Genomic DNA, 25534 nt, shown 5'->3' with positions numbered 1-25534 from the left:
CATTCCTATTCTATATAATTACCACTTAAGGCGATTTAACACATTAATATCTATCGACTGCGTATTGCGGTAAACCATGACGATGATACTCAATCCTACAGCAACCTCGGCCGCGGCCAAAGCCATAATAAAAAACACAAAAACCTGGCCCGATGGGTCGTTATGGTGAACCGAAAAGGCAGTTAACAACAAGTTTACGGCATTCAGCATCAGCTCTACCGACATAAAGATGACGATGGCGTTTCTGCGGGTTAATACCCCGATTACACCAATGGTAAAAATAATGGCGCATAACCAAATGTAATGGTTAAGCGGCACAACCTTCATATTTTGAAACAAACTATCCATTTTGCTTTTCTTCCTTTTTAGTTAACAATACGGCACCAACCATTGCGGTAAGCAATAAGATGGACGACAACTCAAATGGCAACATAAACGGGCCAAAAAGTTCCTTGCCCAGATTTTTGACCAAGCCCAGGCTCGGGTTCTGCAATACCAGCGGGCTATTGATCGAAACTGCTTTGAACGAACCGATTAAGGTTACGGCCAAACAGCCTCCGGCAATTACGCCCACAATTTTAATGAGGTTCGATTTGTTGGGTTCATTCTCTTTGTTCAGGTTCAGCAACATGAGCACAAAGAGAAACAATACCATAATTGCCCCCATATAAACGATAAAGTTTACAACGGCCAGAAACTGGGCGTTCAACAATACATAGTGCACGGTAAACGTAAAGAAGGTAAGTATCAGGTATAGCACGCTGTGGATGGGATTTTTAGAGAAAATCACCAGCAGCGAGAAAATGACACTCAGTGCAGCTACAAAATAGAATACTTGTGTACCCATTAATTCTTTGTTTAGTTATTAGTTGCCATCGCTATTGCGGGGCACGAAGCAATCTCATTTTTTAAACCGTTGCTTGGGATTGCTTCTTTCCTTGCAACGGCTGTTTTTTATTTGGTCTCCAACGGAGCTTCTACCAATTTATCCTTGCCATAAATAAAGTCTTTGCGCAGATAATCAGACGGCACGATAGGTCCATCCAGGTAAATGGCTTCTTTAGGGCAGGCTTCTTCGCACAAGCCACAGAAAATGCAACGCAACATATTGATTTCGTAAACGGCGGCATACTTCTCTTCGCGATAAAGGTGTTTTTCTTCCGCTTTGCGCTCGGCCGCGATCATGGTTATGGCTTCTGCAGGGCACGATAAGGCGCACAAACCGCAGGCTGTGCAACGCTCTCTGCCCTCTTCGTCTCTTTTTAAAGAGTGCATGCCACGCCAGTTGATCGAAAATTCGCGCTCTACCTCTGGGTACCTGATGGTTGCACTTTTCTTAAAAAAGTGGCTCATTGTAGTACCCAAGCCTTTTACAATAGCCGGCAAATACAAACGCTCGGCCAAATTCAACGGCTTTTGTTCCAGTACTTTTTTCTTATTGCTTAATGATTCCATTGCTCTCCCTTTTAAAATTGACGTAAGGCAATCCAAATTCCTGTAATGATGATATTGACAATAGCCAACGGGATCAATCCCTTCCATCCTAAATTCATCAACTGGTCATAACGGAAACGTGGAATGGTCCAGCGTACCCACATGAAGAAGAAGATGAACATAAATATCTTCATAAAAAATATACCCGTTCCGAACAAGACTGCCGCATTTGGAGCCCAATGTGCCGCAATATAGTCCATACCCGGATAGTTATAGCCCCCAAAATAAAGCGTAACCATTACGGTTGACGAAACGAACATATTGATGTACTCAGCAAACAGGTAGAAACCCAGTTTCATCGACGAGTATTCGGTATGGTAGCCGCCGATCAGCTCGGTTTCGCACTCCGGCAAATCGAAAGGTGCACGGTTGGTTTCGGCAAAAGAACAAACCATAAAAATGATAAAGCCCAATGGCTGATAAATTACATTCCAGTGCCAGCTATGTTGCTGCGCTACAATTTCTTTTAGGCTCAACGAGTTGGTAACCAAAAGCAAAGCGATGATAGAAAGGCCCATAGCCACCTCGTAACTGATGTTTTGGGAAGCGGCACGGATCGCGCTTAGCAACGAGTATTTGTTGTTAGAGGCCCAGCCACCAATCATTACGCCATAAACACCTAACGATACCACGCCGAAGATGTACAAAACGCCTACGTTGATATCGGTTACCTGCAAAGGCACTGTTTTGCCACCAATGGTTAGGTCTTGTCCCCATGGAATAACCGCCGTGCCAATACAGGCACAAAGCATGGCCAAACCCGGACCAACCATGAACAACCATTTGTTTGACGTAGCTGGAACGATTTCTTCTTTCATGAACATCTTTACCCCATCGGCCAATGGCTGTAAAATACCAAAAGGTCCGGCTCTATCCGGTCCAAGCCTGTCTTGTAAAAATGCAGCCACCTTGCGCTCGGCATACGTAGAGTACATGGCAATAACCAAACTGATGGCAAATAAAATGGTTACCAGTATAAATTTCTCGATTACAAAGTTGATATCCATTAGAATTTAGCAGTTTTTTCTAGTTCTATTTGATTTGCTTTTTGCAGGGCCAGATTTTCTTTGATCACCGGTAGCGGCTTAAAAGTTTCGTAGTGGTTTGAGGCAATTACCGAAGTATCAGGAATGTGCGTTGGGTGCTCGATTACCCAGTCGGCCGTATTTTTCTTTTCAAAACGGCAGGTATTGCAGATGAATTCCTCCACCTCGCCAAACTGATCTTTGCGGGCAGTTACACGCAACACGTCTTCGCCTTTGTACCATAGCGTTACCTTACCATTGCATTTTTCGTGGTCGCAATTGCGATGTGCATCAACAGGTTTGGTAAACCATACCCTGTTTTTAAACCTGAAAGTTTTATCGGTTAAGGCGCCAACCGGACAAACATCGATTACGTTTCCTGAAAAATCGTTGTCAACCGCAGTTTGGATATAGGTAGAAATCTCCGAGTGGTCGCCACGGTTCAAAATGCCGTGTACGCGTTTGTTGGTAATCTGATCGGCCGTAAACACACAACGGTAGCACAAAATGCAACGGTTCATGTGCAACTGGATTTTATCGCCAATATCTATCCTTTCGAAAGTACGGCGCTCAAACTCGTACCTGGTTTTTTGCAAGCCATGCTCATAGCCCAGGTTTTGCAAATCACATTCGCCCGCCTGGTCGCATACCGGGCAATCTAAAGGGTGATTGATCAGCAAAATCTCTACTACGCCACTTCTCGCCTCCAAAACCTCTGGCGAAGTGATGTTCTGTACTTCCATGCCATCCATCACTGTGGTACGGCACGAGGCTACCAGCTTAGGCATTGGGCGAGGGTCTTTTTCAGAGCCTTTGCTTACCTTTACGATACAGGTACGGCACTTGCCGCCGCTGCCTTCCAGCTTAGAATAATAGCACATGGCAGGAGGAACAATATCGCCGCCTATTTGCCTTGCGGCATTTAAGATGGTGGTTCCCGGAGCTACCTCTACTGTTATTCCGTCTATAGTTACTTTAACTAAATCGCTCATGGTTAAAGATTATCCTGTTTAACTTCCACTGCTTTTTCTATGGGCACTGCATAATTGGCTATGCCATAGTTCTGTTGCTGGCTCTTCACCGGCTCTTTGATATGCCATTCAAATTCTTCTCTGAAGTGTCTGATGGCACTGGCTACCGGCCAAGCGGCTGCATCGCCTAGTGGACAAATTGTATTTCCTTCTATTTTACGTTGTACATCCCATAGCAAATCGATATCGTCCATCGTGCCATGTCCGTACTCAATTTTATGCAAAATTTTCTCTAGCCAACCTGTTCCTTCACGGCAAGGCGAACATTGTCCGCAGCTTTCGTGATGGTAAAAACGCGAGAAGTTCCACGTGTTCCTTACAATGCACTGGTCTTCGTCGAAAGCGATGAAACCGCCCGAGCCCAACATCGTTCCAGTGGCAAAGCCACCCTCGGAAAGAGATTCGTAACTCATTAAACGAGGCTCGCCGTTGGCATATTTCAAGGTGAGGTTGGCTGGCAGAATGGGCACCGACGAACCACCGGCTACCGTAGCTTTTAGTCTTTTGCCATTGGCAATACCGCCACAGTACTCGTCAGAATAGATAAATTCTTCAACCGGCAAGCCCAATTCGATTTCGTAAACACCCGGTTTAACCAAGTTGCCCGAAGCCGAAATCAGTTTGGTACCTGTACTGCGACCGATACCGATTTTGGCATATTCATCGCCACCATCATTGATGATTGGCACTACAGCCGCAATCGACTCAACATTGTTTACTACCGTAGGACAGCCATATAAACCCGCAATAGCCGGAAAAGGTGGCTTGATACGGGGATTTCCACGCTTGCCTTCCAACGATTCCAATAAAGCGGTTTCTTCACCACAAATGTAGGCACCGCCACCTGGCTGTACGTACAATTCGAGGCTATAGTCTGTTCCCAATATTTTTTGGCCCAACAATCCGGCAGCTTTGGCTTCGGCAATCGCTTTTTCCAAAATGCGGATCTGAGGCATCATCTCGCCACGCACATAAATGTAGGAAGTGTTTGCACCCAAGGCATAGCTTGCTACAATCATCCCCTCGATTAAGGCATGCGGAATATAAGTCATGAGATACCTGTCTTTGAAAGTTCCAGGTTCAGATTCATCGGCATTGCATACCAAATAACGCGGAACACCTTCTGGCTTGGCCAAAAAGCTCCATTTCATCCCGGTAGGGAAACCCGCACCGCCCCTGCCACGCAAGCCCGATTTTTTCACCTCTTCCACTACCTCGTCGGGGGTCAGCGTTTTCAATGCTTTTTCAACGGCTCGGTAACCGCCTTTTTGGCGATAAACCTCTAGCGTGTTAATGCCAGGTACATTGATATGTTCTAATAATAGTTTACGTGCCATTTGCTATAGATATGAGATGTGAGATATGAGATAAAAGCCAAAATGCTCCGTTCTCAAGCCTCAAATCTAAGGTCTCAAATCTTATTTTTTAAATCGTCTATCAATTGATCAACCGACTGTTCGGTCAGGTTCTCATAAAAAGTATACTCAGGGCCAATTTGCAACACCGGTCCAAAGCCACAGGCGGCCAAACACTCTACGCCTCTCCAGCTAAACAAGCCGTCTTCGGTTACTTGGCCTTCCTTAACGCCCAATTTCTGTTCAATTTGGTCCATAATTTTTTCGGCACCCACCAGGCAGCAAGGGCCGGTACGGCAAACCTCCAATACATATTTTCCTTTAGGCTCCAAGAAGTACATGGTATAGAAAGATGCTACTTCATACACTTCGATGGGCTGAATCTGTAAATATTCGGCCACTTTATCCATCGCAGGAACGCTGGTCCAGCCAAACTCGGCCTGTACCAAATGTAAAATAGGCAAGAGTGCCGATTTCTGTCTTCCGGCAGGATAACGATTTACGATCTCGTCGAATTGGCTGATCAATGCCGACGAAAACTCTACAGGTTGTTGTTCTTCTACTCTAAGCATCTAATTCTCCTGCAATAATGTTCATGCTACTCATGTTGATGATGGCATCTGACAACAACATGCCTTCGCTCATTTTGGCAAACATAGAATAATTAATAAAACTTGGTCTTCTGAAGTGCAAGCGATAAGGCGTACGGCCACCATCGTTAATCAAATAGAAGCCCAGCTCGCCGTTACCGCCTTCTACGGCATGGTAAACTTCTGCTTTTGGCGCATCGATTTCGCCCATCACAATCTTAAAGTGATAGATCAATGCTTCCATATTGTTGTATACTTCTTCCTTTCCTGGCAGATAGAACTCCGGAACGTCGGCATGGAAAATGCCTTTGGGCTCCGATTTTATTTTCTCCATCGCTTGCTCGATGATGCGTACGCTTTGCCACATCTCCTCGTTGCGCACCAGGTAACGGTCATAAATATCGCCACTGGTACCTACCGGAATTTCGAAGTCGAAGTCCTGGTACGATGCATAAGGCTCGCTGGTACGTACGTCGTAATCAACGCCGGTAGCACGCAGCAATGGGCCCGTCCAGCCGTAGCTCAGCGCATTTTCCTGCGTTACTTCAGCAACGCCGGCAGTACGGTCTATGAAAATACGATTACGGTTCAACAAGCTTTCAAACTCTTTCAGCGCTTTAGGGAATTCTTTTAAGAATTTATTGATCTTGGCAAAGGCAATATCATTAAAATCTCTTTCCAAGCCGCCGATACGACCAATATTAGTGGTTAGGCGTGCGCCACAGACCTCTTCGTAGATTTCGTAAATATGCTCCCTGAACTGGAAAAGATAAAGGAAAGTAGTGGTTGCTCCGGTATCTTGTGCAATAATGGTATTGCAAATGATATGATCGGCAATCCTCGAAAGCTCCATGATGATGACACGCAGGTAATCCACGCGTTTCGGGATCTGGATATTCAAGAGTTTCTCTACCGTCATGTGCCAACCCATGTTGTTAATGGGCGACGAGCAGTAGTTTAAACGATCGGTTAAGGGCGTTATCTGATAAAAAGGCCTATGTTCGGCAATCTTTTCGAATGCACGATGGATATAGCCAATGGTAGAAACACCACTGACGATACGCTCGCCATCCAGCTGCAAAACATTTTGGAAAACGCCGTGCGTAGCCGGGTGGGTTGGCCCCAGGTTAAGGGTTACCAATTCACTCTGCGGATCGTTGTCTGTATATACTGGTTGATTGTGATTCATGGATTTATCTACCAAAATATTCGTCTTTTTTATCAACTCTGTTCGGATCTTCCAATGGATATTGCTTCAGCATCGGGTGTACGCCCAAATCGTCCATATTCAGGATCCTCCTCAAGTCGGGATGGCCTTCGAATTTTACGCCAAAGAAATCGTAGGTTTCGCGTTCCATCCAATTGGCCGCATTCCAAAGCGTACTCGCCGTTGGAATGGTTGGCTCGTTTTCATGGATGAAAACCTTTAGCCTCACCCTAATTCCTCTTACCATGCTGTGCAAGTGATAAACTACCGCAATATGGTTTTTCTCAGGGTAATGAACCGCAGTAATATCAGTTAAGAAGTTGAAATCGATTTTGCCGTTTTCTTTCAGGAAAGAAAGCACAGCAATCACCTTGTCTTTGGTGGTCGAAAAGGTTAACAGTCCGTAAGGCTCTGTTACATCGAAAAGTTGCTCGCCAAATCTTTCGCCAAGCAATTCGATAATTTCTGTATTGGTTGCTTTGGCCATTATTCTATTCCGTAAGAAGCTAACATTTTTTTGTATTGCTCAGAATGCCTCCTTCTGCCCGATTCGTTCTTCACCAGCTCCTGAATTTTGTTGAAGCCGTCTAAAATAGCCTCCGGACGAGGCGGACAGCCCGGCACATACACATCAACAGGAATAATCTCGTCAATGCCTTGCAGCACCGAATAAGTATCGAAAATACCGCCGCTAGAAGCGCAGGCACCCACTGCCATTACCCAACGAGGCTCAGCCATCTGCAGGTAAACCTGCTTCAATACCGGACCCATTTTCTTGGCTATGGTACCCATTACCATCAGCAAATCGGCCTGACGAGGCGAAAAGCTTAAACGTTCGGCGCCAAAACGCCCAAAATCGTAATGAGAACCCATGGTAGCCATGAACTCGATGCCGCAGCATGAGGTGGCAAATGGCAATGGCCATAAGGAATGCGAACGAGCCAAACCAATGACCTTATCTAAAGAGGTGGCAAAAAAACCAGATCCTTCGATACCTGGAGGCGCATCTACTATGTTGATTTCACTCATGTTTTTAAACAAAAAATGCTCATTCAAATAAAGAATGAGCAACAAATTTACAATATTTTAAAAGCAATTAGCCTAAGCTATTAGCATTTAGAACCGTTCTAAATAAATAGTTTTCAACCTGCGGCTCTCGGTTTTCAGTATTATCCTCGAGCACCCGTAAAATGCCAACTGCTAACCGGCAGCTGATAACTGACTACGCCCAGTCCAGCGCTTTTTTCTTGATGATATAAATGAAACCCAATAGCAAGGTGCCCATGAAGATGAACATTTCGATGAGGCCGTTCCAGCCAAGCTCCTTAAAATTAACTGCCCATGGGTACATAAAAATTACCTCTACGTCGAACAGCACAAAAAGTATGGCTACTAGGAAATATTTGATAGAAAACGGCTGACGCGCATTGCCGATTACTTTGATACCGGCTTCAAATGTAGAAAGCTTGTCTTTGGTTTTACGTCGAGGGCCTAAAATGTGCGTTACAAACAATGTACCCACTACAAAACCCAAGGCTACGATAACCTGAAAAATAATAGGCAGAAAATCCTGTGCTGTACTTTGCGTTTCCATATCAATAATTTAAGGCAAAATTAAAATAAAAAGGCAGGATTACAAACCCTGCCTTTCGTTTATCTATTCAGAAAGAAACTTATTTCTTAATTGGAGCCTTCTTAGCCGGCGCAGGAGGCGCTGTCAATGACTTCAAGCTCTCTGTAGCATAGGCATTCTGAGGATCGATAGCTAAAGTCTTGTTGAAATATTCTTTAGACTTTTCTTTATCCGAGCCAGAATAAAATGCACCTAACCAATTATAAGCTTCTACAAGACCTTTCATGTTGGTCGATGAAGTTGCCTTCTCCGGTTTTGTTACAGTTACCAATTGAATGTACTTTTCGTAGAAAGGAACCGCTAAACCAGTAGGGGTTTCGGCATTATCCATCAATTTATTGATACGGGCTTTGTACAACCAACCAATTTCTGTTTCAGGGGCTACACTTAACATTCTTGAAAACGCGGTATCAGCCTCCACTAACATTTTCTTATCTGGATTTTTCTTTTCGCTATTAGCGATAGCATATGCAAAATAATCAGCACTACCTAACCAATAGTTATTCATTGCCATTGATGGGTTTTTAGAATTCAAGCTAATTACTTTTCTATATACGTCCGCTGCTTGTTGATATTTTCTGCCTTCGAACAGTTTTTTGCCTACAGCCGCCAATTCCTCAACTTTTGTCGAATCAAGCTTAACAGCTTTTTCAATATTTAATACAGCCAAGCTGTCGTTTCCTGTTGCAGCATAAGCTTTCCCCAAATAAAGGTAGTCATCACCCAAGATGCGCGACTCGTCTTGCTTGCGTGCAAACAATTCGTTCATGTATTTTAAGCCTTGCTCATAGTTTTTATTTTCTATCGCCGAATAGCCACGCATACGGATTACCACAAACTCTTTTGGATTATTTGCCTCTGCATTCAACGTAGCTACTTCTTTTTCCAAAGTAACGAAGTCGCCGGCATACACCAAGAACTGTGCATAACGCAAACGAGATTCAAAAGATTTATCGGTCAAATCCAAGTACTTTCTCATGTTAGCTAATGCTTCTGCTCTTTTTGCCTCTGCATTTTTCACATCGGCACGTGACCATTGCATTTCATTTTCGGCCAACTCACGGTAGGCTGGTCCGTAGTTAGGATCGCTTTCCGTTGCTTTTTTCAATTCGGTTTCTGCCTCAGGAAAGGCGAAAGCCATTTTATACATCCTGCCGATCTGTACGTGTGCACGGTTCAGGTTTGGATTAATATCTAAAGCCCTGAGGTACATCGGATAAGCCTCTGTGTTTTTAGTCTGCATGGCATAAAAATCGCCCAAAGCCAAAAAGGTTTCGGCATCTTTATCTTTCGCATCTAGTTCTTCTGCTTTTTGCAGGTTAGGCAAAGCGGCTGCATAGTCAGGTTTTGCCTGATCGGTATAAGCCCTGCCGATTGCCAAATAGGTTTGGTAATCTTTAGTGCCCAGCTGCAAAGCTTTGTCGAAATTTGTTTTTGCTGAAGTTGGGTTGCCCGATTTCAAATCGGCATGTCCCAAACCTACATAGTTTAGGGCGTATTTTGCATCGGCAGCGATACCTTTTGTAAACACTGCTCTAGCCGAATCGATATCGTCAGTCCGTAAATATACTTCACCAAGGTTAAAAAAGTTTTCGCCCTTTGTTCCTTGGGTGTTTACTAATGTCTTAAGCATCGCGCCCGCCTTTTGGTACTGTTCTGCATCCATGGCCTTCTTCGCATCGGCTAAACTCTGAGCAAATGAGGCAGTACCACCCATCATTACCAAACCTAAACTTAAGGTTATTGCTTTCTTGATCATTTTCATTGTCATCATTTGTTTTAAACTGAAATAAAATTTTCCTATGCCTTTATCTGGTTCTGCATTAAGAATATTATTTCCTTAGTTGAATATTAAAATTTAGTTCGTGTTCTTTATGTTTAATTCTCTCGGTGCTAATTTATGAGGACCTAGTCCTGATTTGAGTACAATTAACTGTCCACGTTGACTAGTTAACCAATTTGCAAATCCTGTGCCTAAACCATCACTGTACTCGGCATTAATGATGTAAACATTCCTTAAAAAAGGATATTTTGCGTTGATCAGGTTCTCCTGGATAGGTTTATAATACGAGTCGCTCCCCTTTTTTCCAGGCAAATTCTTCACGCCCATCATTTTAACTTGTGGCAAATATGCCAAAATATCTTTATTGTTCTCCAACAACCAATTCACGCCCACTACCCCAATGTAATCCTTGTGCTCAGCAATATACTTAATCACATCATTGTTCGACTGTAGGGTATATACGCCACTTTTGGGCAGTTCCTTAACCTTTGCCGAGTCGATAAAGTACCTGATCGTGCTGGAGTTGGCGTTATCAAACACCAGTTTTTTTCCTGATGTTGAAGTGCCCTTCATGATATCGAACACTTCGGCTGCGGTAATGTTCGTATCTATATTGGCGACATTGGTAATTAGGGCAATGCCATCAATTGCAAATCGGTCTGTATACACCGGAACCTGTCTTTGCTTGTAATAGTATTCTTCTTCTGGTTTAAGCATCCTCGACAAAACGATCATCTTTGTTTTGCCGTTCAGAAAATCGGGAAGGATCTGGTTCTCATTGCCCAAGGTAGTCGTCACAGTGGCATTCGGATAATCGCTTTTGAACACAAGGATCTGGTCGTCCAAAATTCTGGCAAAAGATGCATCAACCAGCAGCTTGGTGGTACCCGAAGTCCTGGTTTCCTTAACCGCGTCCTTTTTGTCCTTTCTGCGGCATGCGCCGAACAAAAGCACCAAAAGCACCAAGATCAAACTTATTCTTTTCATTTATACGGACTCTTTTTTATTGATTAAGCGGCTAAACCTGATGGCTGCATAAACAATCAAAACCACCCCAAAGGCGATCCGGTATTTTTGCGGAAACCTTTCCGGATCCAGGTTAATTAAATCGCCGAAAAAAATAACGACGATGCCTATACCCAAATAGATGAGCATCATGGTAAGCCCTAAAATAAACAGAAATCGCTGCTGAGGCGATTTCTGTTTAAAGTAATTCAGATTAAACATGTATGCTTATTGTTGTAAGCTAAATTTAATAGGAATGTTGTATTTTACACGCACTGGTTTACCGTTTTGCATACCTGGGTTCCAGCGTTTAGCCAGTCTTAATACCCTTAATGCTTCTTCATCGGTTCCGTAGCCTAATTTACGATCGATTTTAAGATCGGTTAATGAGCCGTCTTTCTCTACTGTAAATGAAACGAACACGTTACCTTGAATATTGTTCTCTGCTGCCATTGGCGGATATTTGATATTCGCGCCCAAGAAAGCATAGAACTTTTCGATACCGCCTGGATAGGTTGGCGGGTTCTCCATACTCACGAAGTTATAAACCGTGTTATCCTCTACCACTACCGCTTGTTTCGGACCTTCGCCTGCTGGTGCAATCTGAACGATTTCCGCAGTTGGATCTCCTTCGATTGTTTTTTGTCCAGGATCGGCTTTTTTCAAGTCTTCCAGTTTTGGTGGCTCCTCGTCTTTTACCTCGTTATCGGGTTTTACGATCGGAGGAGGGAATTTCACCTGATCTTGTTTCGGTGGAGGAGGCTCTACCGGTGGAGGTGTTTTCACTTCCGGATCGATCGGCGGCGGTGGCTGCACAATTACCTCTACCGCTTTTTCGGGAGGAGGTTCTGGCGCAAGGCCTTTGATTAAAGCGTAAATTCTTGGCCCCAAAAACAGCAATATGAATACTGTTGAGGCAATCAATAATGATTTGGTTGTATTCCAAGAATTTGTTTGGCGAAGCTCATAAGCTCCGTAAGCTTTATTCTTTTTGGCAAATACAATCTCAAGCCATTCTTTGTCAAATAAATCTATTTTTTTTCCAAACATTGTTCAAGTATTTTTATTATTCGCTAATTCTCGTTAAAGGATGCCCTTTGCTTTCATGAAAGCTATTTCAGCTTCAAGCAAGTGCTTAGGGTCGTCATCAATTGCCGGAGCACTGATGTTGGTTTTGGTTACATTGATTTCATCCATAATGTCTACAAAGTTTTTGTAGTTGGCACCCGAAGTCGGTTTGACCAAAATGATGATATCTCTGCCTGTCTTATCCTTTACTTCTTTTTTGTTTTTTAATAAAGATGCCCTGATGTCTGAAAATCCTTCGATAGTTGGCGCCGTGCTACCAGCTTTTCCCATGTACCAAGCAATCCTATCGTTCTTTCCTAAAAGAATTGTCATGGTCTGAGATTCTCTCACCTCTAATCTATTTTCATCTTTCGCATCCTTATCTGGTTTTGCAATATCCATTGCAAGTGGCTTTGATAGCGAAGTGGTCAACATAAAGAAGGTAATCAATAAGAAAGCCAGATCCACCATCGCGGTTAAGTCAACCTTGGTTGATTGTTTCTTGCTTCTTACTTTGCCACCTTTTTTGCCACCCCCGCCGGAGGTATCTAATTCTGCCATAGCTCTTTTTTATTGTGCACCGGCTTCGGCCGATGTAATTAAACTAAATTTGTTGACTTTTTGCTCCTGAAGTACGTCTACGATCTTTTTGATCACCGGATATTCTTCTTTTGCGTCGCCCTTGATACTTACGCGCATCTCGGTTTGGTGCAATTCGGCCGTAGCTCTACGGGCTTGTTCAATCCATCTGAACAAATCGTTGTTTCTCGTACTGTCAACCGGAACACCTTGAAACTGCGCCTCGAATTTGGTACGCTCCTCGCCGTTCATTTTAATGAACTGCTTCAGGTTGCCGAAAGGTACGCCGAACGATGAGATCACACCAAAACGGTTGATTTCTTCTGGGGTGAACTTCATGCTGTACAATTCAGCCATTTTCTGCAAAGTCAGCATTTTCACGTCCTTACCGATAATCTCGACAAAAACCTTTCCTTTACCGATGCTCAAGATTGTCAAATCCTTATCTGGCACTTTAAACTGTACCGAAGAAGAAGGCGTCTTGATTTCCAGTGGGTCTGGCTGACGTGAAGTTGCCGTTAAAATAAAGAAAGTCAACAGCAGGAAGGCTACGTCGCACATGGCGGTCATATCTACTGCGGTACTCTTTCTTGGAACTTTTACTCTAGGCATAATATAAAAATTATAATATTTTAATTAATGATGTTAATTCTTCCGGTTTTCCATAAAGCCGGTAAAAAAAATTAAAATAATTCTTATTTATGGGTACTAGCGTAAGTTTGGATGATGCTGAAACCAGCTTCATCGATAGCATAAGTCAATTTATCGATTTTCGAAGTTAAGATGTTATACATGATGATCGCAAGCGTAGAAGTACTGATACCAGTAGCTGTATTGATCAATGCCTCAGAGATACCTGTTGCCAAAGCCGCTTGATCTGGAGCACCTGAGTTAGCCAAACCACCGAAGGCCTTGATCATACCTGTTACCGTACCCAATAGACCCATTAACGTACCTACTGATACCAAAGTAGCAATGATGGTTAGGTTTTGCTCCAACATTGGCATTTCCAATGAAGTAGCTTCTTCGATGTCTTTTTGGATAGCCAAGCATTTTTGATCGGTGTCCATGTTGGCCTCTACTTCCATCTCGCCATATTTTTTAAGACCAGACTTGATTACGTTTGCCACAGAACCTTCTTGTTTATCGCACTCTGCAGCTGCAGCTTGGATATTACCAGCGCTCAAAAGCGATTGGATTTTTTTAACGAAAGAATCCAAGCTTCCTTTACCTGTAGCTTTGCCAATAACAATTAAACGCTCAATTGAGAATACAAACACCATTAAAAGCATACCGATTAGGATAGGTACGATGAAACCACCTTTGTAAGCCATACCGCCATAGTTTCCTGGGTGTGGTAAAAAGCTGTGGGTATCATCATTGTAGAAAGCCAATGATACAGCGCTGTTGTTTTTGGCCACATCAGGTGGAACATTGAAGTTTGAAGGCTTTCCTAATACAAAGATGAAAAGTGAAATACCGATAATAAGACAGATAGGGATTACCAGCGTTGCAAATAGATTAGATGCAGTTGAGCTCTCTTTTTTAACTGTTGTTGGTTTTGGTGCGTTTGCCATTTTTTTAGTTTTTTAGTTTTAGTACTTGTTTTTTAAACTTTAGATAAATTATTAAATCTTTTAGTAATACACACAACGCGTATCGACACTAATTGTTGCGTTAACAAATTTATAACTTTGATTTAAATTACAAATTAAATAATCGTTACACAATTAATTCGTTACGTTTTGCTATCCATCTTCACCAAGCGAACAGGGCATATAACTAAAAAAGATTGCCTATGGTTAGACAATCTTCCGCAATTAAAACTAAAAATTTAATTAAAAGCAAATTTTATGTAAAAAAAATACCTTAAACCACAGGCTCAACCACCTTGGGAAGCGCTTTTATGATGGCTTCATCAGCAAATTCCTCAAATTGCTTAAAGTTTTGCAAAAAGGCCGTAGCCAATTCGTTAGCCTTATGGTCATAAGCCTGCTTATCGTTCCAAGTATTGCGTGGGTTTAAGATTTCGGCTGGCACTTCCGGACAAGCATTTGGCATCAGCAAGCCAAAAACGGGATGTTCTACAAACTCGGCGTTGGCCAAACTGCCATTTAGTGCCGCGGTAATCATCGCCCTTGTGTAACCTAGCTTCATCCGTTGGCCAATACCGTAAGGTCCGCCGCTCCAGCCCGTATTAACCAGCCACACATTGACCTGATGCTTCTCCATCTTTTGGCCAAGCAGTTTGGCATACCGAGCCGGATGCAAAGGCAGAAATGCTTTGCCAAAGCAAGCCGAGAAAGTAAGCTGGGGTTCGGTAACCCCGGCCTCAGTACCCGCTACCTTGGCCGTATAGCCAGAAATAAAGTGGAACATGGCCTGCCCGGTAGTTAGCTTTGAAATAGGAGGCAACACGCCGAAAGCATCGGCAGTTAAAAAGAATATGTTCTTGGGCCCTTTAGCCACCGATGGCAATTGGGCATTGTCTATATAATGTATTGGATAGGCAACCCGTGTATTCTCTGTTTTCTCGATATTCGAAAAATCTACCTTGCGCGTACCCGGAAAGTAATTGGTGTTTTCGAGCAATGCTCCAAACTTGATGGCATTGAATATTTGAGGCTCCTTCTCGGCCGTAAGGTCTACGCACTTGGCATAGCAACCTCCTTCGAAATTAAATACGGCATCTTCGCTCCAGCCATGTTCGTCATCGCCAATGAGTGCCCTTTTTGGGTCGGCAGAAAGGGTAGTCTTACCAGTTCCCGACAGGCCAAAAAAGATGGCGGTATCTCCATCTGCACCTACATTGGCCGAGCAATGCATAGATAAAGTTTGCTTTTGTTGTGGCAAAACATAATTGAGCACAGAAAAAATACCCTTTTTAATTTCGCCAGTATAGGCCGTGCCACCAATAAGAATAATCTTTTTGGCAAAATTCAGGATCGAAAAATTGGCCTGCCTGGTTCCATCTGTAGCTGGATTGGCTTCGAAGGAAGGCGCAGCAATAATAGTCCATTCAGGCTGTGCAGGTGGCTCTTCCTGATCGTACCTTAAAAACAGGTTATTGGCAAACAAATTCTGGAAGGCATGTTCGGTAACCACCCTGATGCTGGTGCGGTAAGGCTTGCTGGCGCAGGCATAGGCATCGCGAACATAGATCTGCTTGGTGTTGAGGTGTGCCGTAAGGCGGTTGAACAAAGAATCGAAATGCGCAGGGCTGATCTTGATATTGATATCGCCCCACCAAACCGTATCTTCGGTAACTTCATCGCAAACGATAAAACGATCTTTTGGCGAACGGCCAGTAAATTTTCCGGTATCCACTGCCAAAGCGCCGCTATCGGCCAGCGTACCCTCTCCATTCTTTAAAGCTTCCTGCACCAACTCTGCTACACTAAGCTGGTATTTAACTGTTTTGGCGTCTAATTTAAGATAGCTCAAATCAGGCTGCTGTACACTATTGTTGCTCATACATTTGGTTAATATGCTGCAAATCTAAACAGTTATTAACGCAAAAAACAACGCAATTTGGATAAAAATTTTACTTATTGTGGCAAATACACTAACAATTAAATAGCTAATTATCAGTTATTTAAAACCCAATTAACCGCCAGATTTTTTTACTTTGTAGCCTTCTTTTTGGAGTAGTAAAACGATCTTGTCGCGGAAGTCGCCCTGGATCAGCACTTCGCCATCTTTGGCACCTCCGCCAACCCCGCATTTGGTCTTCAGCATTTTGGCCAATATTTCCAGTTTTTCGTCGCTGCCCCTAAAACCGGTAACCAGGGTAACGGCCTTGCCCCTCCTGTTCTTACGGTCGAGCATTACCCTCAAATCTTGCTGGGCATTGGCTAATTCGCTGTTTTCCTCTGGCTCGTTGCTTTCAAAAACGAAAGACGGATCTGTGGAGTACATAATGCCTCCCAAATCGCTTAGTGTATTCTTCTTCGGCTTCATTTTTTCGATTCGCTACTTGGTAATGACATTCAAAGATAAAGGCAATATTTCAATATCGATGTCTTTGCCCATAAATGAGGGTTCGCCATCTAAATGGATTGCATCTTCCTTGCTTCTCCTGATTTTGATATGCTGCCCCCGGATAATTTCGACCATATCTGACCGATGGGTGCGCGCGCGCAACATGTGGTAGGCTAGACGCGGAAGCTTATACAATGGAAACGGCTTGACGATACAAACATCTAAAAGACCATCGGTTATTGACGATGTGGGCGAAATGTAAACGTTATTGCCATATTGCGAAGAATTAGCGATGCTGATTACAAAGGCCTTGCGTGCATAGGTTTGGCCGTCTATTTCTATTTCGTAGGCCTGCGCCTTATAAGAAGCCATTTCTTTAAGCCCCATTTCGATGTAACCTTTGAGGCCACGGCTTTTATTGCCGGCAAAAACGGCGCTAAGCTGGGCATCAAAACCCATTCCGGCCATGTTAAAGAAAGGCCTTCCGTTAAGTTTGGCTGTATCTATCTGTTTTACGTTAAGCGTATTGAGCAGCTGAATGGCTTTTTTGGTCTGCAAGGGTATCTTCAGGAAGCGCGCCAAACCATTTCCCGAACCCAAGGGAATGATCCCCAGCGTCTTGTCTGACTGAACTACCTTTGCTGCCACTTCGTTAATGGTACCGTCGCCACCAACGGCTACAATGACATCGAAATTCTTATTCGCCGCCTCTTCGGCCAATTCTGAGGCATGGCCTACATACTCGGTAAAACTGTAATTGGCATTGAACTTTGTCTTGTCCAGACAACGATCTACCAAAGCAGGTATCTTGAGTTTCTTTTTACCGCCCGAAATGGGATTAATGATGAATAAGATATTCGTTTTTAACAAATTGCTAGAATTAGGTTGGCACAAAATAATTGATATTTTTTGACTATTAATAATATATATAGTAATTTTGCAGCTGTTAAAAGTGGACTGATTTGCGATGCTATGCAAGTAGCGGGATTGCAACCACGTAAAAAAAAGTGCTAAAACCTTACTTCAATCGTTTTACCACCTGTTTACAGGACCATCAATCCATTTTACATAATAAGTTTATTTAAAAATTTAATTATTTAAAATGTCGTATTTATTTACATCAGAATCTGTATCTGAAGGGCACCCAGATAAAATCGCAGACCAAATCTCGGATGCGTTAATTGACAATTTCTTGGCATTCGACACAGAATCAAAGGTAGCTTGTGAAACGTTGGTTACCACTGGACAGGTAATTTTGGCCGGAGAGGTAAAATCTCAGACCTATTTGGATGTACAACAAATTGCAAGAGACGTGATCAAGAAAATTGGCTATACCAAAAGTGAATACATGTTTGAAGCCAATTCTTGCGGTATTTTATCGGCTATACACGAACAGTCTCAAGATATTAACCAAGGCGTAGACCGAAGCAACAAAGAGGAACAAGGTGCTGGCGACCAAGGTATGATGTTTGGCTATGCCACGAACGAAACCGACGACTATATGCCTTTGGCTTTGGATCTTTCGCACAAGTTGCTACAAGAGCTTGCCGCCTTGAGACGCGAAAACCAAGCAATCACTTACTTGCGTCCAGATGCAAAATCGCAGGTTACCTTAGAATATGATGACAACAATAAGCCAGTTCGTATTGATGCCATCGTAATTTCTACCCAACACGATGATTTTGACGAAGAAGGCAAGATGTTGGCCAAAATCAAACAGGATTTGGTCAGCATCCTTATTCCAAGGATTATCAAAAAATATCCGCAGTATGCGCACTTGTTCAACGACAACATCCAATACCACATTAACCCAACGGGCAAATTTGTAATTGGCGGCCCGCATGGCGATACTGGCCTAACCGGAAGAAAAATCATTGTTGATACTTACGGAGGCAAAGGGGCGCACGGCGGTGGTGCCTTCTCGGGCAAAGACCCAAGCAAGGTAGACAGAAGCGCGGCTTATGCTACGCGCCACATTGCCAAAAACCTGGTGGCTGCAGGTGTAGCCAGCGAAGTTTTGGTTCAGGTATCTTATGCTATCGGTGTAGCTCAGCCTATGGGCATCTACATCAATACTTATGGCACCAGCAAAGTGAATAAAACAGACGGGGAGATTGCCAAGATTGTTGAAGGCATTTTTGATATGCGTCCTTATTTTATTGAGCAACGCCTAAAATTGAGGAATCCGATTTATAGCGAAACCGCCGCCTACGGACATATGGGCCGTAAGCCTGAAACGGTAACCAAAACCTTCAAATCGCCAAACGGTGAAGAAAAAAAGGTTACGGTTGAATTGTTTACATGGGAGAAACTCGATTTTGTTGACCAAGTTAAAGCCGCTTTCGGCTTATAAACATCAAAAAGGGGCTAAAAAATAGCCCCTTTTTTTATACCATCTTTTTCATTAAATGGGAACGTCATTGCAAGGCCTTCCTTGATCGGGGTCGAAACAAACTGGGGCTGAGCCAAAATCACGACAGGCATAGCCCGAACAGCAACCAAATGCGTACGCATCAGGATTGTGCCCATTAGGTGCGCACCTTTCAATAGGTCCACCACCCCAAATTTTCTTCATTTCAGCTTTGCTGATTAGGTTATTTTTCCTCATAATTTCATGGTTTTATAAGTTAAATAACTAATATACAATTATTTCAACTTTGCTGCGTATTCACCTAACCCTATTTTAGCTATACTTTAGCTACAACAGTTACTCACTAGTTGATTGTTGTAGCTAAAGACGATCCATTTGAAACTCGATTTTGTTGACCAAGTTAAAACCGCTTTCGGTTTATAGTGGAAGCCTCCGGAGTTAAATCGGGGGCTTTTTGTTTTTGTTCAATATTTTATCAACCGAACTAAAGCCGAAGCGAATCGCTTATCTTTAAAATAGCCTCTTAACCAAAGGTTACAATCGTCCTTATTTTTAACCAAAAAATTAAATCATGAAAAAGACCCTAAATCTGGGCAAAGCCCTAAGCAAAGCTGAACAAAAATCTATTCTTGGCGGCGGCAACGAATTTGTTGTAATCCAATGCAGCAATGGAGCCGTAGTTTGCATCTCTTGCGACGAAGGCGATGACTGTGGCGCCATAGCCGATGCGGCTTGCGCTGCAGCCGGCAACAGCGAAAGCTGAGTCCAACTCCATCCTTAAATCAGAACCGGCATGTATAAGCAGTGCCGGTTCTGTTGTTTCAGCTACATTCCGTTTGCTTTCATAAAAGCACGTTCTTGCGCCAAAACGTTCCTATCGTCTATAAAATAAGACTTCACATCGGCGACGTGCATTTCATCGATCACATCTACAAAATTTTTATAGTTGGCCGAAGGGGTAGGCTTAATCACGACGACCATAAACTTCGATGCATCATGCTGATGCTGCTGGGCCACCTGTTGCTTACCTTGCAAAATATATTTTTGAATAGTAGCCAGGCTTGCGGTATGCATAATCGCTTTAGATGCTTCGCCCATGTAATAAACCGCTTGGTTGTTTTTGCCCAAAAGAATGGTCATGGTTCGCGATTGTGCCAGGGTAATCGGCTCATTACTATCAACCGGCTTTACAATTTCCATCGCTTTCATTTTAGCCAGGGAAGTAGTGAGCATAAAAAAAGTAATCAGCAGAAATGCCAGGTCGACCATGGCGGTCAGGTCTACATTTGGGGCTTGTGTTTGGGTTCTTCCTTTTACGGCCTTGCCGTTTTGTGGAGCAGTAAGTGTTGCCATATCGTGTTTAGTTTTAAACAGGATGACAGCCTGGCAAAAATTGCATAAAAAAAGCGGCTAAAAAATTAGCCGCCTTTCTATGTATCATTTTTGGGTTATTTAATGGCTTCAATCACGCCACACCCTACCCGAGGCCCCGAATTACCAGTTGGCTGGGTAGTATAATCGTCGGTACCACCATGTACAATGATACCACGGCCAATGATATTCTTCACATCACCTTCTTTTACGCTCCATCTATCTGTACTTACACTGATGCTGCCATGGCCTTTGGCATCGAGCTTGATATTGCCAATATCACCAGAATGATAGGCTGCCGAGCCCCATTTGCCATGCATCTCATTGGTTGGGTTCCAATGTCCGTGGGTATTTTCTCCCATGTTGCCGCAATCGCCATGCTCATGAAAATGCACGGCAACATTGCTATCGGCACGGGCTGGATAATTGATTTCTAAATCCATCTTGATCTTTCCATCGGCCAAACTGTAAAACTTGGCCGTCCCAATAGGTTTATTATCTGCGGTTGTATTTAAGGTTGCTTGGGCAATTTCCTTGCTTGCGTTGTTGCATGAGCTCCATGCTATTACAAAGCACAGCGCCAGCGGTATGAGGTATTTTTTCATCATGATATACTTTAGGTTTTATCAAGAACAAATGGAGTAACGCTTTGGTTTCGAATACTTAAGAAAGAATATATCGAAATCCAAAACCAATTTGTTGCGCCTTTGTTTTTACGGTATACAAACTTCAACCATCATGGAACAGCCAGTAGAAATGAATACCATGAGCCAGATTTTGGAAAAACTGAGGCTCAAAGGAAGAGACAACGAAATCAGGATGTCGGACCACGGAAAAATGCAATCGGCAAGCCTTAACAAGATATACAAACCAGAAGACCTAACCATTGTAAAGACTTACCGTTTTGAGGGCATGTCTGACCCTGCAGATAACTCTGTACTTTATTTGGTAGAAGATGCCGACCAAAACATCGGGTATATTTTGGATGCCTATGGCATTTATTCTGATAACGAAGGTCCGGCTTTTGACGATTTTTTAAAAAAAATACCTGTGGCCGATCGCGACGAGCAAGAACTCTTCAGTTAAGCTCAAAGCGATCAAAAAAGGCTTCCTTTAAACGGGAGCCTTTTTTACGTTCGCTTAAATGACTATGTTTGGCCAGATAAATCTTCAAGTGATGTGGACCTGTCCCTTATGTAACCGACCATTTAAGCAAACCAATCAGCAACACTATTGTGGGGACAGGACAGTGGGCGATTTTCTAAAAGGGAAAAGCGATGTTTCATTGGCCTTATTTGATCAATTGCTGGTAAAACTAGCCGAGATCGGCCCTATTCAGCTCCATGCAACCAAATCGATGATCGTGCTATCGGCTGTTACCCGCTTTGCCTTTGTAATTAACCTGGGCAGAAACTTTGTCGATATTGTATTGCCTTTTAGCGAACCTTATTACGACAACCTGTGTTTCCGCAAGATCGGACAAGTACCCGGAAGCAATCAATACAACCATCACCTGAGGCTCATGTTTGCCGAAGATCTTAACGAAGAAGTATTGGGATATCTACAAAAAGCCTATGCCAACGGAAAAAACGTATGAGCTCAACGGATTTAGCCTGCCGGTGATCTTTAAAGATGGGCTAATTCAGATTGACGGCTCAGCAGAACTGCAACGCTTCTTATCAGAAGACATTGACAATAGAACCTTAGTTTTGGTGACGCTCATCAAATCAGACTACCTGTTGTGCACAAACCAGGCTTTGGCTATTGAGGATGATTCGATGATCGTGGAAATCTGGGGACACGTTTATGCCAGCCATTTTGCCGAAGCCTTAAAAAACCTCGTTCAACTGCAGCTTATTGAAAATATGGCCGATTTTGTGATCAACCGCGCAGATACAATTGATTGTGGCGAAAGGACAATTGATAGCAACCGTTTATTTTGGGACTTGCTTTCGAATTTTAAGGGCTTGATCTTGGGGTTTTTGCCTAAAGAGCTAAAAGCATAAGTTTAGCATCGCAATGCACACCGATCTTCAAACATTTTATTCATTACCGCTAGCCAGTTGCGCCACTAAATCTACTTCCAATTTGGCTGTTGCTTCATACAGCCTGCTGACCTGTACCCATGTAGCTGCCGGAAAATCTCCTTTATAAAATTCTTTCCTCGGATCGTTGTACTTTTTCATGGCTTCTATGTCGGTAGTATAAAGCGTTTCTTTTACCACATCGTGGGGCGTGGCACTAAAGGCTCCCAGGCATTTTTCCAATGTTTTATAGAGCTCGGCTATACCCTTTGGGCTCAAATCGCTTGTTGGAACACCCGAAATGTAAATGGTATTGCCCATTTTAACAACTTGAGCATAACCTGCACTTTCATTTTGCTTTTGGCTATTGCCCCAATGCCATTTTTCTTTAACAATGGCCACCTTTTTATGGCCAGGCTTATTTACATGGTCTTTTGATTCGCCGCTGTTTTTACAGCCCGCATGGGCGAACAATAAGGAAAACAAACAAAATATTATCGCTGGTTTAGCCATATGAAGTTTATGATGAACAACAGTAAATATAATGCTTTACAGCGCTTACTTAAAGCCGTCCGGGATAAATTCATTAAAGGAAGACTAATAAGGCCTATTTGGCAGAAGGAAAACAGATTGTCTTCTTGATGGCTTAAATGCAAAAGCCTATAAACCGAAAAAGCACCACCTTATTGGGTGATGCTTTTTGCGGTCTGGACGGGACTCGAACCCGCGACCTCCGCCGTGACAGGGCGGCATTCTAACCAGCTGAACTACCAGACCTCTCAACCAAAATCTCTTTCGGTTTGGGATTGCAAATATAGCTCCTTTATATTACTTTGCAATAAAAATTTTAAAATAATTATAACTCATTAATTTACAGCACCTTCTTTCATCTTCTCTGCGTTCTCTGCAAACTGTAAGGCATCAATCAGTTCTTGCACGCCTCCATCCATAATGCCACTCAGGTTGTAAAGTGTTAAACCAATGCGGTGGTCGGTTACCCTTCCCTGCGGATAGTTATAGGTACGGATCTTGGCCGAACGGTCGCCGGTTGACACCATTGTTTTACGCTTGGCAGCAATATCTCCGTTCTTTTTCTGTACTTCCAAGTCATAAAGTTTGCTTCTCAGCATTTCCATCGCTAATTCGCGGTTGGCCAGCTGCGAACGCTCTACCTGACAAACCACCACAATACCCGACGGACGGTGCGTTAGCTGCACCTTGGTTTCTACCTTGTTTACGTTCTGTCCACCGGCACCACCCGACCTTGAAGTTTGCAAGTCAATATCGGCTGGATTAATGTATAGATCGATTTCTTCGGCTTCTGGCAATACCGCTACCGATGCGGCCGAAGTATGTACACGACCCTGTGTTTCGGTATCAGGCACACGTTGTACGCGGTGCACACCCGATTCGTATTTCAGCTGACCATACACATCGTCGCCGCTCACCTTTAAAATCACCTCCTTGTAGCCGCCAGCCGTACCCTCGGTAACGTCCATGGTTTCTACGCGCCAACCTTTGGTTTCGAAGAAACGGGTATACATGCGGTATAAATCGCCCGCAAACAAGGCCGCTTCGTCTCCGCCGGTACCGCCCCTGATTTCGAAAACTGCATTTTTGGCATCTTCAGGGTCTTTCGGAATCAGCATCAAACGGATATCTTCCTCCATTTTCTCCTGTTGCACCAAAAGAATATCCAATTCTTCCTTGGCCATCTCGCGCAACTCTTGGTCCTTTTCGTTGCTTAAGATTTCCTTATTGGCCTCGATATTGCTCATCACATTCTTGTAGATTTTGTATTCGTCTACAATCTTGCCCAAGTCTTTGTATTCTTTATTTAAAGCCGCAAAACGCTTCATGTCCTGTATCGTATCAGGATTGCTCAGTTGTTCTTCAACATCTTCCCAGCGTAGCTTAATTGCTTCTAATTTCTCTAACATAATTTTGTTTTTTTGAAAATATGCCCTGCTGCAGGCAACAGCGCCAGTCCCGCTATCCGCTTCAACTTCAAATAAGTTTTCGCTGCTATCGGGTTTATTTAACGGCCACCTGTGCCGTAAAGGATGCAAAAATACGATTTTAAGACCAAACGTGAAAGTTTAATGACCAAAGCAAAGACCTCTTGACCGAGCATATTAACTCGCTTAAATGGGCTTATAATATTCGAGCTTCAGGTTTTGGCCATCAAAAACGCCATACGAAGAATAATTAATCCATTCGCCAATATTTACATAACGGCTGTTGTTGCCCAGATCTATATCTAAAGGCAAGTGTCTATGCCCAAACACAAAATAGTCAAAATGTTCTTCCTGCAGCTTTTCTTTGGCAAAGATGGCCAGCCACTCGCCTTCATTACCTAAAAAAACCTCCTTTTTGTTGCTGGCCACCCTGCTGCTACTCGACCAGCCATTGGCAATAAACATACCTATACGTGGTGGCAAAACCGAAAACAGCCATTGGCAAAACGGATTCCTGAACACCTTGCGCAAAAATTTGTACTTCCTATCTCCCGGGCCTAAACCATCACCATGGTGCAAAAAGAATTTTTTGTCGGCACGTTCTATGATCAGCTCGTCGCTGATAATTTGCAGGCCAATTTCCTTGGTAAAGTAATCGTCTACCCACATGTCGTGGTTACCCTTAAAAAAATAAATCTTAATGCCCCTATCAGCCATTTCGGCGAGCTTACCTTGCAAGCGGATAAATCCTTTGGGTATGACCTTACCGTATTCGAACCAAAAATCAAACACATCGCCCATCAGGAACAATTCGCTGCAAGTGGGCTCGATAAAATTTAGCCAGTCTACAATATGGGCTTCCCTTTTGCGGCTCTCGGTATAGTTCGGCGCACCTAAATGAAAATCAGAAGCAAAATAGATGCATTTATCCATAGTTATTGCAAAGATAGCAAATTTTCATGGTCCTGTGAGCTAGCCATTAAGCCCTTAAAACCGCTTAGTCTATCAAAATCATAGACTTTTTTAAGTTTTTATGTAGAACGCGTCTAAATAAGGTCT

At 43.2% G+C, this 25534-nt stretch carries 31 protein-coding genes and 1 tRNA gene; 5 read left to right on the top strand and 27 right to left on the bottom strand.

What is annotated here, in order from left to right:
• Positions 1–18 precede the first annotated feature (18 nt).
• From nuoK to AC6H1S_RS00820, 21 genes are all read right to left on the bottom strand, one after another.
• The gene (nuoK, locus tag AC6H1S_RS00920) at positions 19–348 is read right to left on the bottom strand and encodes an NADH-quinone oxidoreductase subunit NuoK (protein ID WP_199138193.1); all 330 of its coding nucleotides are present in this window, start codon (positions 346–348) and stop codon (positions 19–21) included.
• Positions 341–847 (bottom strand): NADH-quinone oxidoreductase subunit J family protein, encoded by a 507-nt coding sequence (locus tag AC6H1S_RS00915; RefSeq protein WP_199138195.1) that lies wholly within the window; start codon positions 845–847, stop codon positions 341–343. Before AC6H1S_RS00915 ends, nuoK begins: the two co-directional genes overlap by 8 nt.
• A 107-nt stretch (positions 848–954) precedes the next feature.
• Positions 955–1455, bottom strand: a complete 501-nt coding sequence (locus AC6H1S_RS00910; protein WP_199138196.1) for a NuoI/complex I 23 kDa subunit family protein — start codon at positions 1453–1455, stop codon at positions 955–957.
• Between the two features lie 11 nt (positions 1456–1466).
• Positions 1467–2501: an NADH-quinone oxidoreductase subunit NuoH gene (gene nuoH / locus AC6H1S_RS00905; protein WP_497564788.1), complete on the bottom strand. Its 1035-nt coding sequence runs from the start codon at positions 2499–2501 to the stop codon at positions 1467–1469.
• The gene (locus AC6H1S_RS00900) at positions 2501–3511 is read right to left on the bottom strand and encodes an NADH-quinone oxidoreductase subunit G (protein ID WP_199138198.1); all 1011 of its coding nucleotides are present in this window, start codon (positions 3509–3511) and stop codon (positions 2501–2503) included. The genes nuoH and AC6H1S_RS00900 overlap by 1 nt, the downstream gene beginning before the upstream one ends.
• A 2-nt stretch (positions 3512–3513) precedes the next feature.
• Entirely contained in the window at positions 3514–4887 is a 1374-nt protein-coding gene (gene nuoF / locus AC6H1S_RS00895) for an NADH-quinone oxidoreductase subunit NuoF (RefSeq protein ID WP_497564787.1), read from the bottom strand.
• A 74-nt stretch (positions 4888–4961) separates the two neighbouring features.
• Positions 4962–5477, bottom strand: coding sequence for an NADH-quinone oxidoreductase subunit NuoE family protein (locus AC6H1S_RS00890; RefSeq protein WP_497564786.1), 516 nt, complete (start codon positions 5475–5477; stop codon positions 4962–4964).
• The gene (gene nuoD, locus AC6H1S_RS00885; RefSeq protein WP_199138201.1) at positions 5470–6684 is read right to left on the bottom strand and encodes an NADH dehydrogenase (quinone) subunit D; all 1215 of its coding nucleotides are present in this window, start codon (positions 6682–6684) and stop codon (positions 5470–5472) included. Before nuoD ends, AC6H1S_RS00890 begins: the two co-directional genes overlap by 8 nt.
• A gap of 4 nt (positions 6685–6688) precedes the next feature.
• Positions 6689–7189, bottom strand: coding sequence for an NADH-quinone oxidoreductase subunit C (locus AC6H1S_RS00880; protein WP_199138202.1), 501 nt, complete (start codon positions 7187–7189; stop codon positions 6689–6691).
• Positions 7189–7731, bottom strand: coding sequence for an NADH-quinone oxidoreductase subunit B (locus AC6H1S_RS00875; RefSeq protein WP_199138204.1), 543 nt, complete (start codon positions 7729–7731; stop codon positions 7189–7191). The genes AC6H1S_RS00880 and AC6H1S_RS00875 overlap by 1 nt, the downstream gene beginning before the upstream one ends.
• 193 nt (positions 7732–7924) lie before the next feature.
• Complete coding sequence (locus tag AC6H1S_RS00870; protein WP_199138205.1) at positions 7925–8296, bottom strand: NADH-quinone oxidoreductase subunit A; 372 nt, start codon at positions 8294–8296, stop codon at positions 7925–7927.
• A 79-nt stretch (positions 8297–8375) separates the two neighbouring features.
• Positions 8376–10100, bottom strand: a complete 1725-nt coding sequence (locus tag AC6H1S_RS00865) for a tetratricopeptide repeat protein (RefSeq protein WP_199138207.1) — start codon at positions 10098–10100, stop codon at positions 8376–8378.
• Positions 10101–10193: 93 nt separating this feature from the next.
• Complete coding sequence (locus tag AC6H1S_RS00860) at positions 10194–11105, bottom strand: PstS family phosphate ABC transporter substrate-binding protein (RefSeq protein WP_497564785.1); 912 nt, start codon at positions 11103–11105, stop codon at positions 10194–10196.
• Complete coding sequence (locus AC6H1S_RS00855) at positions 11106–11345, bottom strand: hypothetical protein (RefSeq protein ID WP_199138211.1); 240 nt, start codon at positions 11343–11345, stop codon at positions 11106–11108.
• A 6-nt stretch (positions 11346–11351) separates the two neighbouring features.
• The gene (locus AC6H1S_RS00850; RefSeq protein ID WP_199138213.1) at positions 11352–12173 is read right to left on the bottom strand and encodes an energy transducer TonB; all 822 of its coding nucleotides are present in this window, start codon (positions 12171–12173) and stop codon (positions 11352–11354) included.
• Between the two features lie 33 nt (positions 12174–12206).
• A complete protein-coding gene (locus AC6H1S_RS00845; protein WP_199138215.1) occupies positions 12207–12752 on the bottom strand; it encodes an ExbD/TolR family protein in 546 nt (181 codons plus the stop codon).
• Between the two features lie 9 nt (positions 12753–12761).
• Complete coding sequence (locus AC6H1S_RS00840; protein WP_199138217.1) at positions 12762–13382, bottom strand: ExbD/TolR family protein; 621 nt, start codon at positions 13380–13382, stop codon at positions 12762–12764.
• 83 nt (positions 13383–13465) lie between these two features.
• Positions 13466–14347 (bottom strand): MotA/TolQ/ExbB proton channel family protein, encoded by an 882-nt coding sequence (locus tag AC6H1S_RS00835; RefSeq protein ID WP_199138219.1) that lies wholly within the window; start codon positions 14345–14347, stop codon positions 13466–13468.
• Positions 14348–14639: 292 nt separating this feature from the next.
• Complete coding sequence (pckA, locus tag AC6H1S_RS00830) at positions 14640–16244, bottom strand: phosphoenolpyruvate carboxykinase (ATP) (RefSeq protein WP_199138221.1); 1605 nt, start codon at positions 16242–16244, stop codon at positions 14640–14642.
• A gap of 132 nt (positions 16245–16376) precedes the next feature.
• Positions 16377–16730, bottom strand: coding sequence for a translation initiation factor (locus AC6H1S_RS00825; RefSeq protein WP_497564784.1), 354 nt, complete (start codon positions 16728–16730; stop codon positions 16377–16379).
• Between the two features lie 12 nt (positions 16731–16742).
• Complete coding sequence (locus tag AC6H1S_RS00820; RefSeq protein ID WP_497564783.1) at positions 16743–17621, bottom strand: diacylglycerol/lipid kinase family protein; 879 nt, start codon at positions 17619–17621, stop codon at positions 16743–16745.
• Positions 17622–17853: 232 nt separating this feature from the next.
• Between AC6H1S_RS00820 and metK the strand changes: the two genes are divergently transcribed.
• The gene (metK, locus tag AC6H1S_RS00815; protein ID WP_199138227.1) at positions 17854–19104 is read left to right on the top strand and encodes a methionine adenosyltransferase; all 1251 of its coding nucleotides are present in this window, start codon (positions 17854–17856) and stop codon (positions 19102–19104) included.
• A 589-nt stretch (positions 19105–19693) separates the two neighbouring features.
• A complete protein-coding gene (locus AC6H1S_RS00810) occupies positions 19694–19885 on the top strand; it encodes a hypothetical protein (RefSeq protein WP_199138229.1) in 192 nt (63 codons plus the stop codon).
• Positions 19886–19947: 62 nt separating this feature from the next.
• Here AC6H1S_RS00810 and AC6H1S_RS00805 read toward each other — a convergent pair whose 3' ends face one another.
• Both AC6H1S_RS00805 and AC6H1S_RS00800 read right to left on the bottom strand, forming a co-directional pair.
• On the bottom strand, positions 19948–20475 hold the full coding sequence (locus tag AC6H1S_RS00805; RefSeq protein WP_199138231.1) for an ExbD/TolR family protein: 528 nt from the start codon (positions 20473–20475) through the stop codon (positions 19948–19950).
• Positions 20476–20570: 95 nt separating this feature from the next.
• Positions 20571–21101, bottom strand: coding sequence for a superoxide dismutase family protein (locus AC6H1S_RS00800; protein ID WP_497564782.1), 531 nt, complete (start codon positions 21099–21101; stop codon positions 20571–20573).
• Between the two features lie 130 nt (positions 21102–21231).
• Here AC6H1S_RS00800 and AC6H1S_RS00795 point away from each other — a divergent pair, with 130 nt between their 5' ends.
• From AC6H1S_RS00795 to AC6H1S_RS00785, 3 genes are all read left to right on the top strand, one after another.
• Positions 21232–21579: a hypothetical protein gene (locus AC6H1S_RS00795; protein WP_497564781.1), complete on the top strand. Its 348-nt coding sequence runs from the start codon at positions 21232–21234 to the stop codon at positions 21577–21579.
• Between the two features lie 199 nt (positions 21580–21778).
• Positions 21779–22090, top strand: coding sequence for a DUF5655 domain-containing protein (locus AC6H1S_RS00790; RefSeq protein WP_497564780.1), 312 nt, complete (start codon positions 21779–21781; stop codon positions 22088–22090).
• Entirely contained in the window at positions 22068–22499 is a 432-nt protein-coding gene (locus tag AC6H1S_RS00785) for a hypothetical protein (protein ID WP_497564779.1), read from the top strand. The genes AC6H1S_RS00790 and AC6H1S_RS00785 overlap by 23 nt, the downstream gene beginning before the upstream one ends.
• 36 nt (positions 22500–22535) lie before the next feature.
• Here AC6H1S_RS00785 and AC6H1S_RS00780 read toward each other — a convergent pair whose 3' ends face one another.
• The 4 genes from AC6H1S_RS00780 to AC6H1S_RS00765 form a co-directional block, all read right to left on the bottom strand.
• Complete coding sequence (locus AC6H1S_RS00780; protein WP_497564778.1) at positions 22536–23003, bottom strand: RidA family protein; 468 nt, start codon at positions 23001–23003, stop codon at positions 22536–22538.
• A 217-nt stretch (positions 23004–23220) separates the two neighbouring features.
• Positions 23221–23294, bottom strand: a tRNA-Asp gene (locus AC6H1S_RS00775).
• Between the two features lie 89 nt (positions 23295–23383).
• Positions 23384–24457, bottom strand: a complete 1074-nt coding sequence (prfA, locus tag AC6H1S_RS00770) for a peptide chain release factor 1 (protein WP_199141845.1) — start codon at positions 24455–24457, stop codon at positions 23384–23386.
• A 204-nt stretch (positions 24458–24661) separates the two neighbouring features.
• Positions 24662–25408, bottom strand: coding sequence for a UDP-2,3-diacylglucosamine diphosphatase (locus AC6H1S_RS00765; protein WP_497564777.1), 747 nt, complete (start codon positions 25406–25408; stop codon positions 24662–24664).
• Between the last annotated feature and the right edge of the window lie 126 nt (positions 25409–25534).

It is taken from the genome of Pedobacter sp. TM02 (assembly GCF_059705275.1).
The sequence above is the reverse complement of the archived record's forward strand: the minus strand, read 5'-3'. Positions and strand labels throughout refer to the sequence as shown.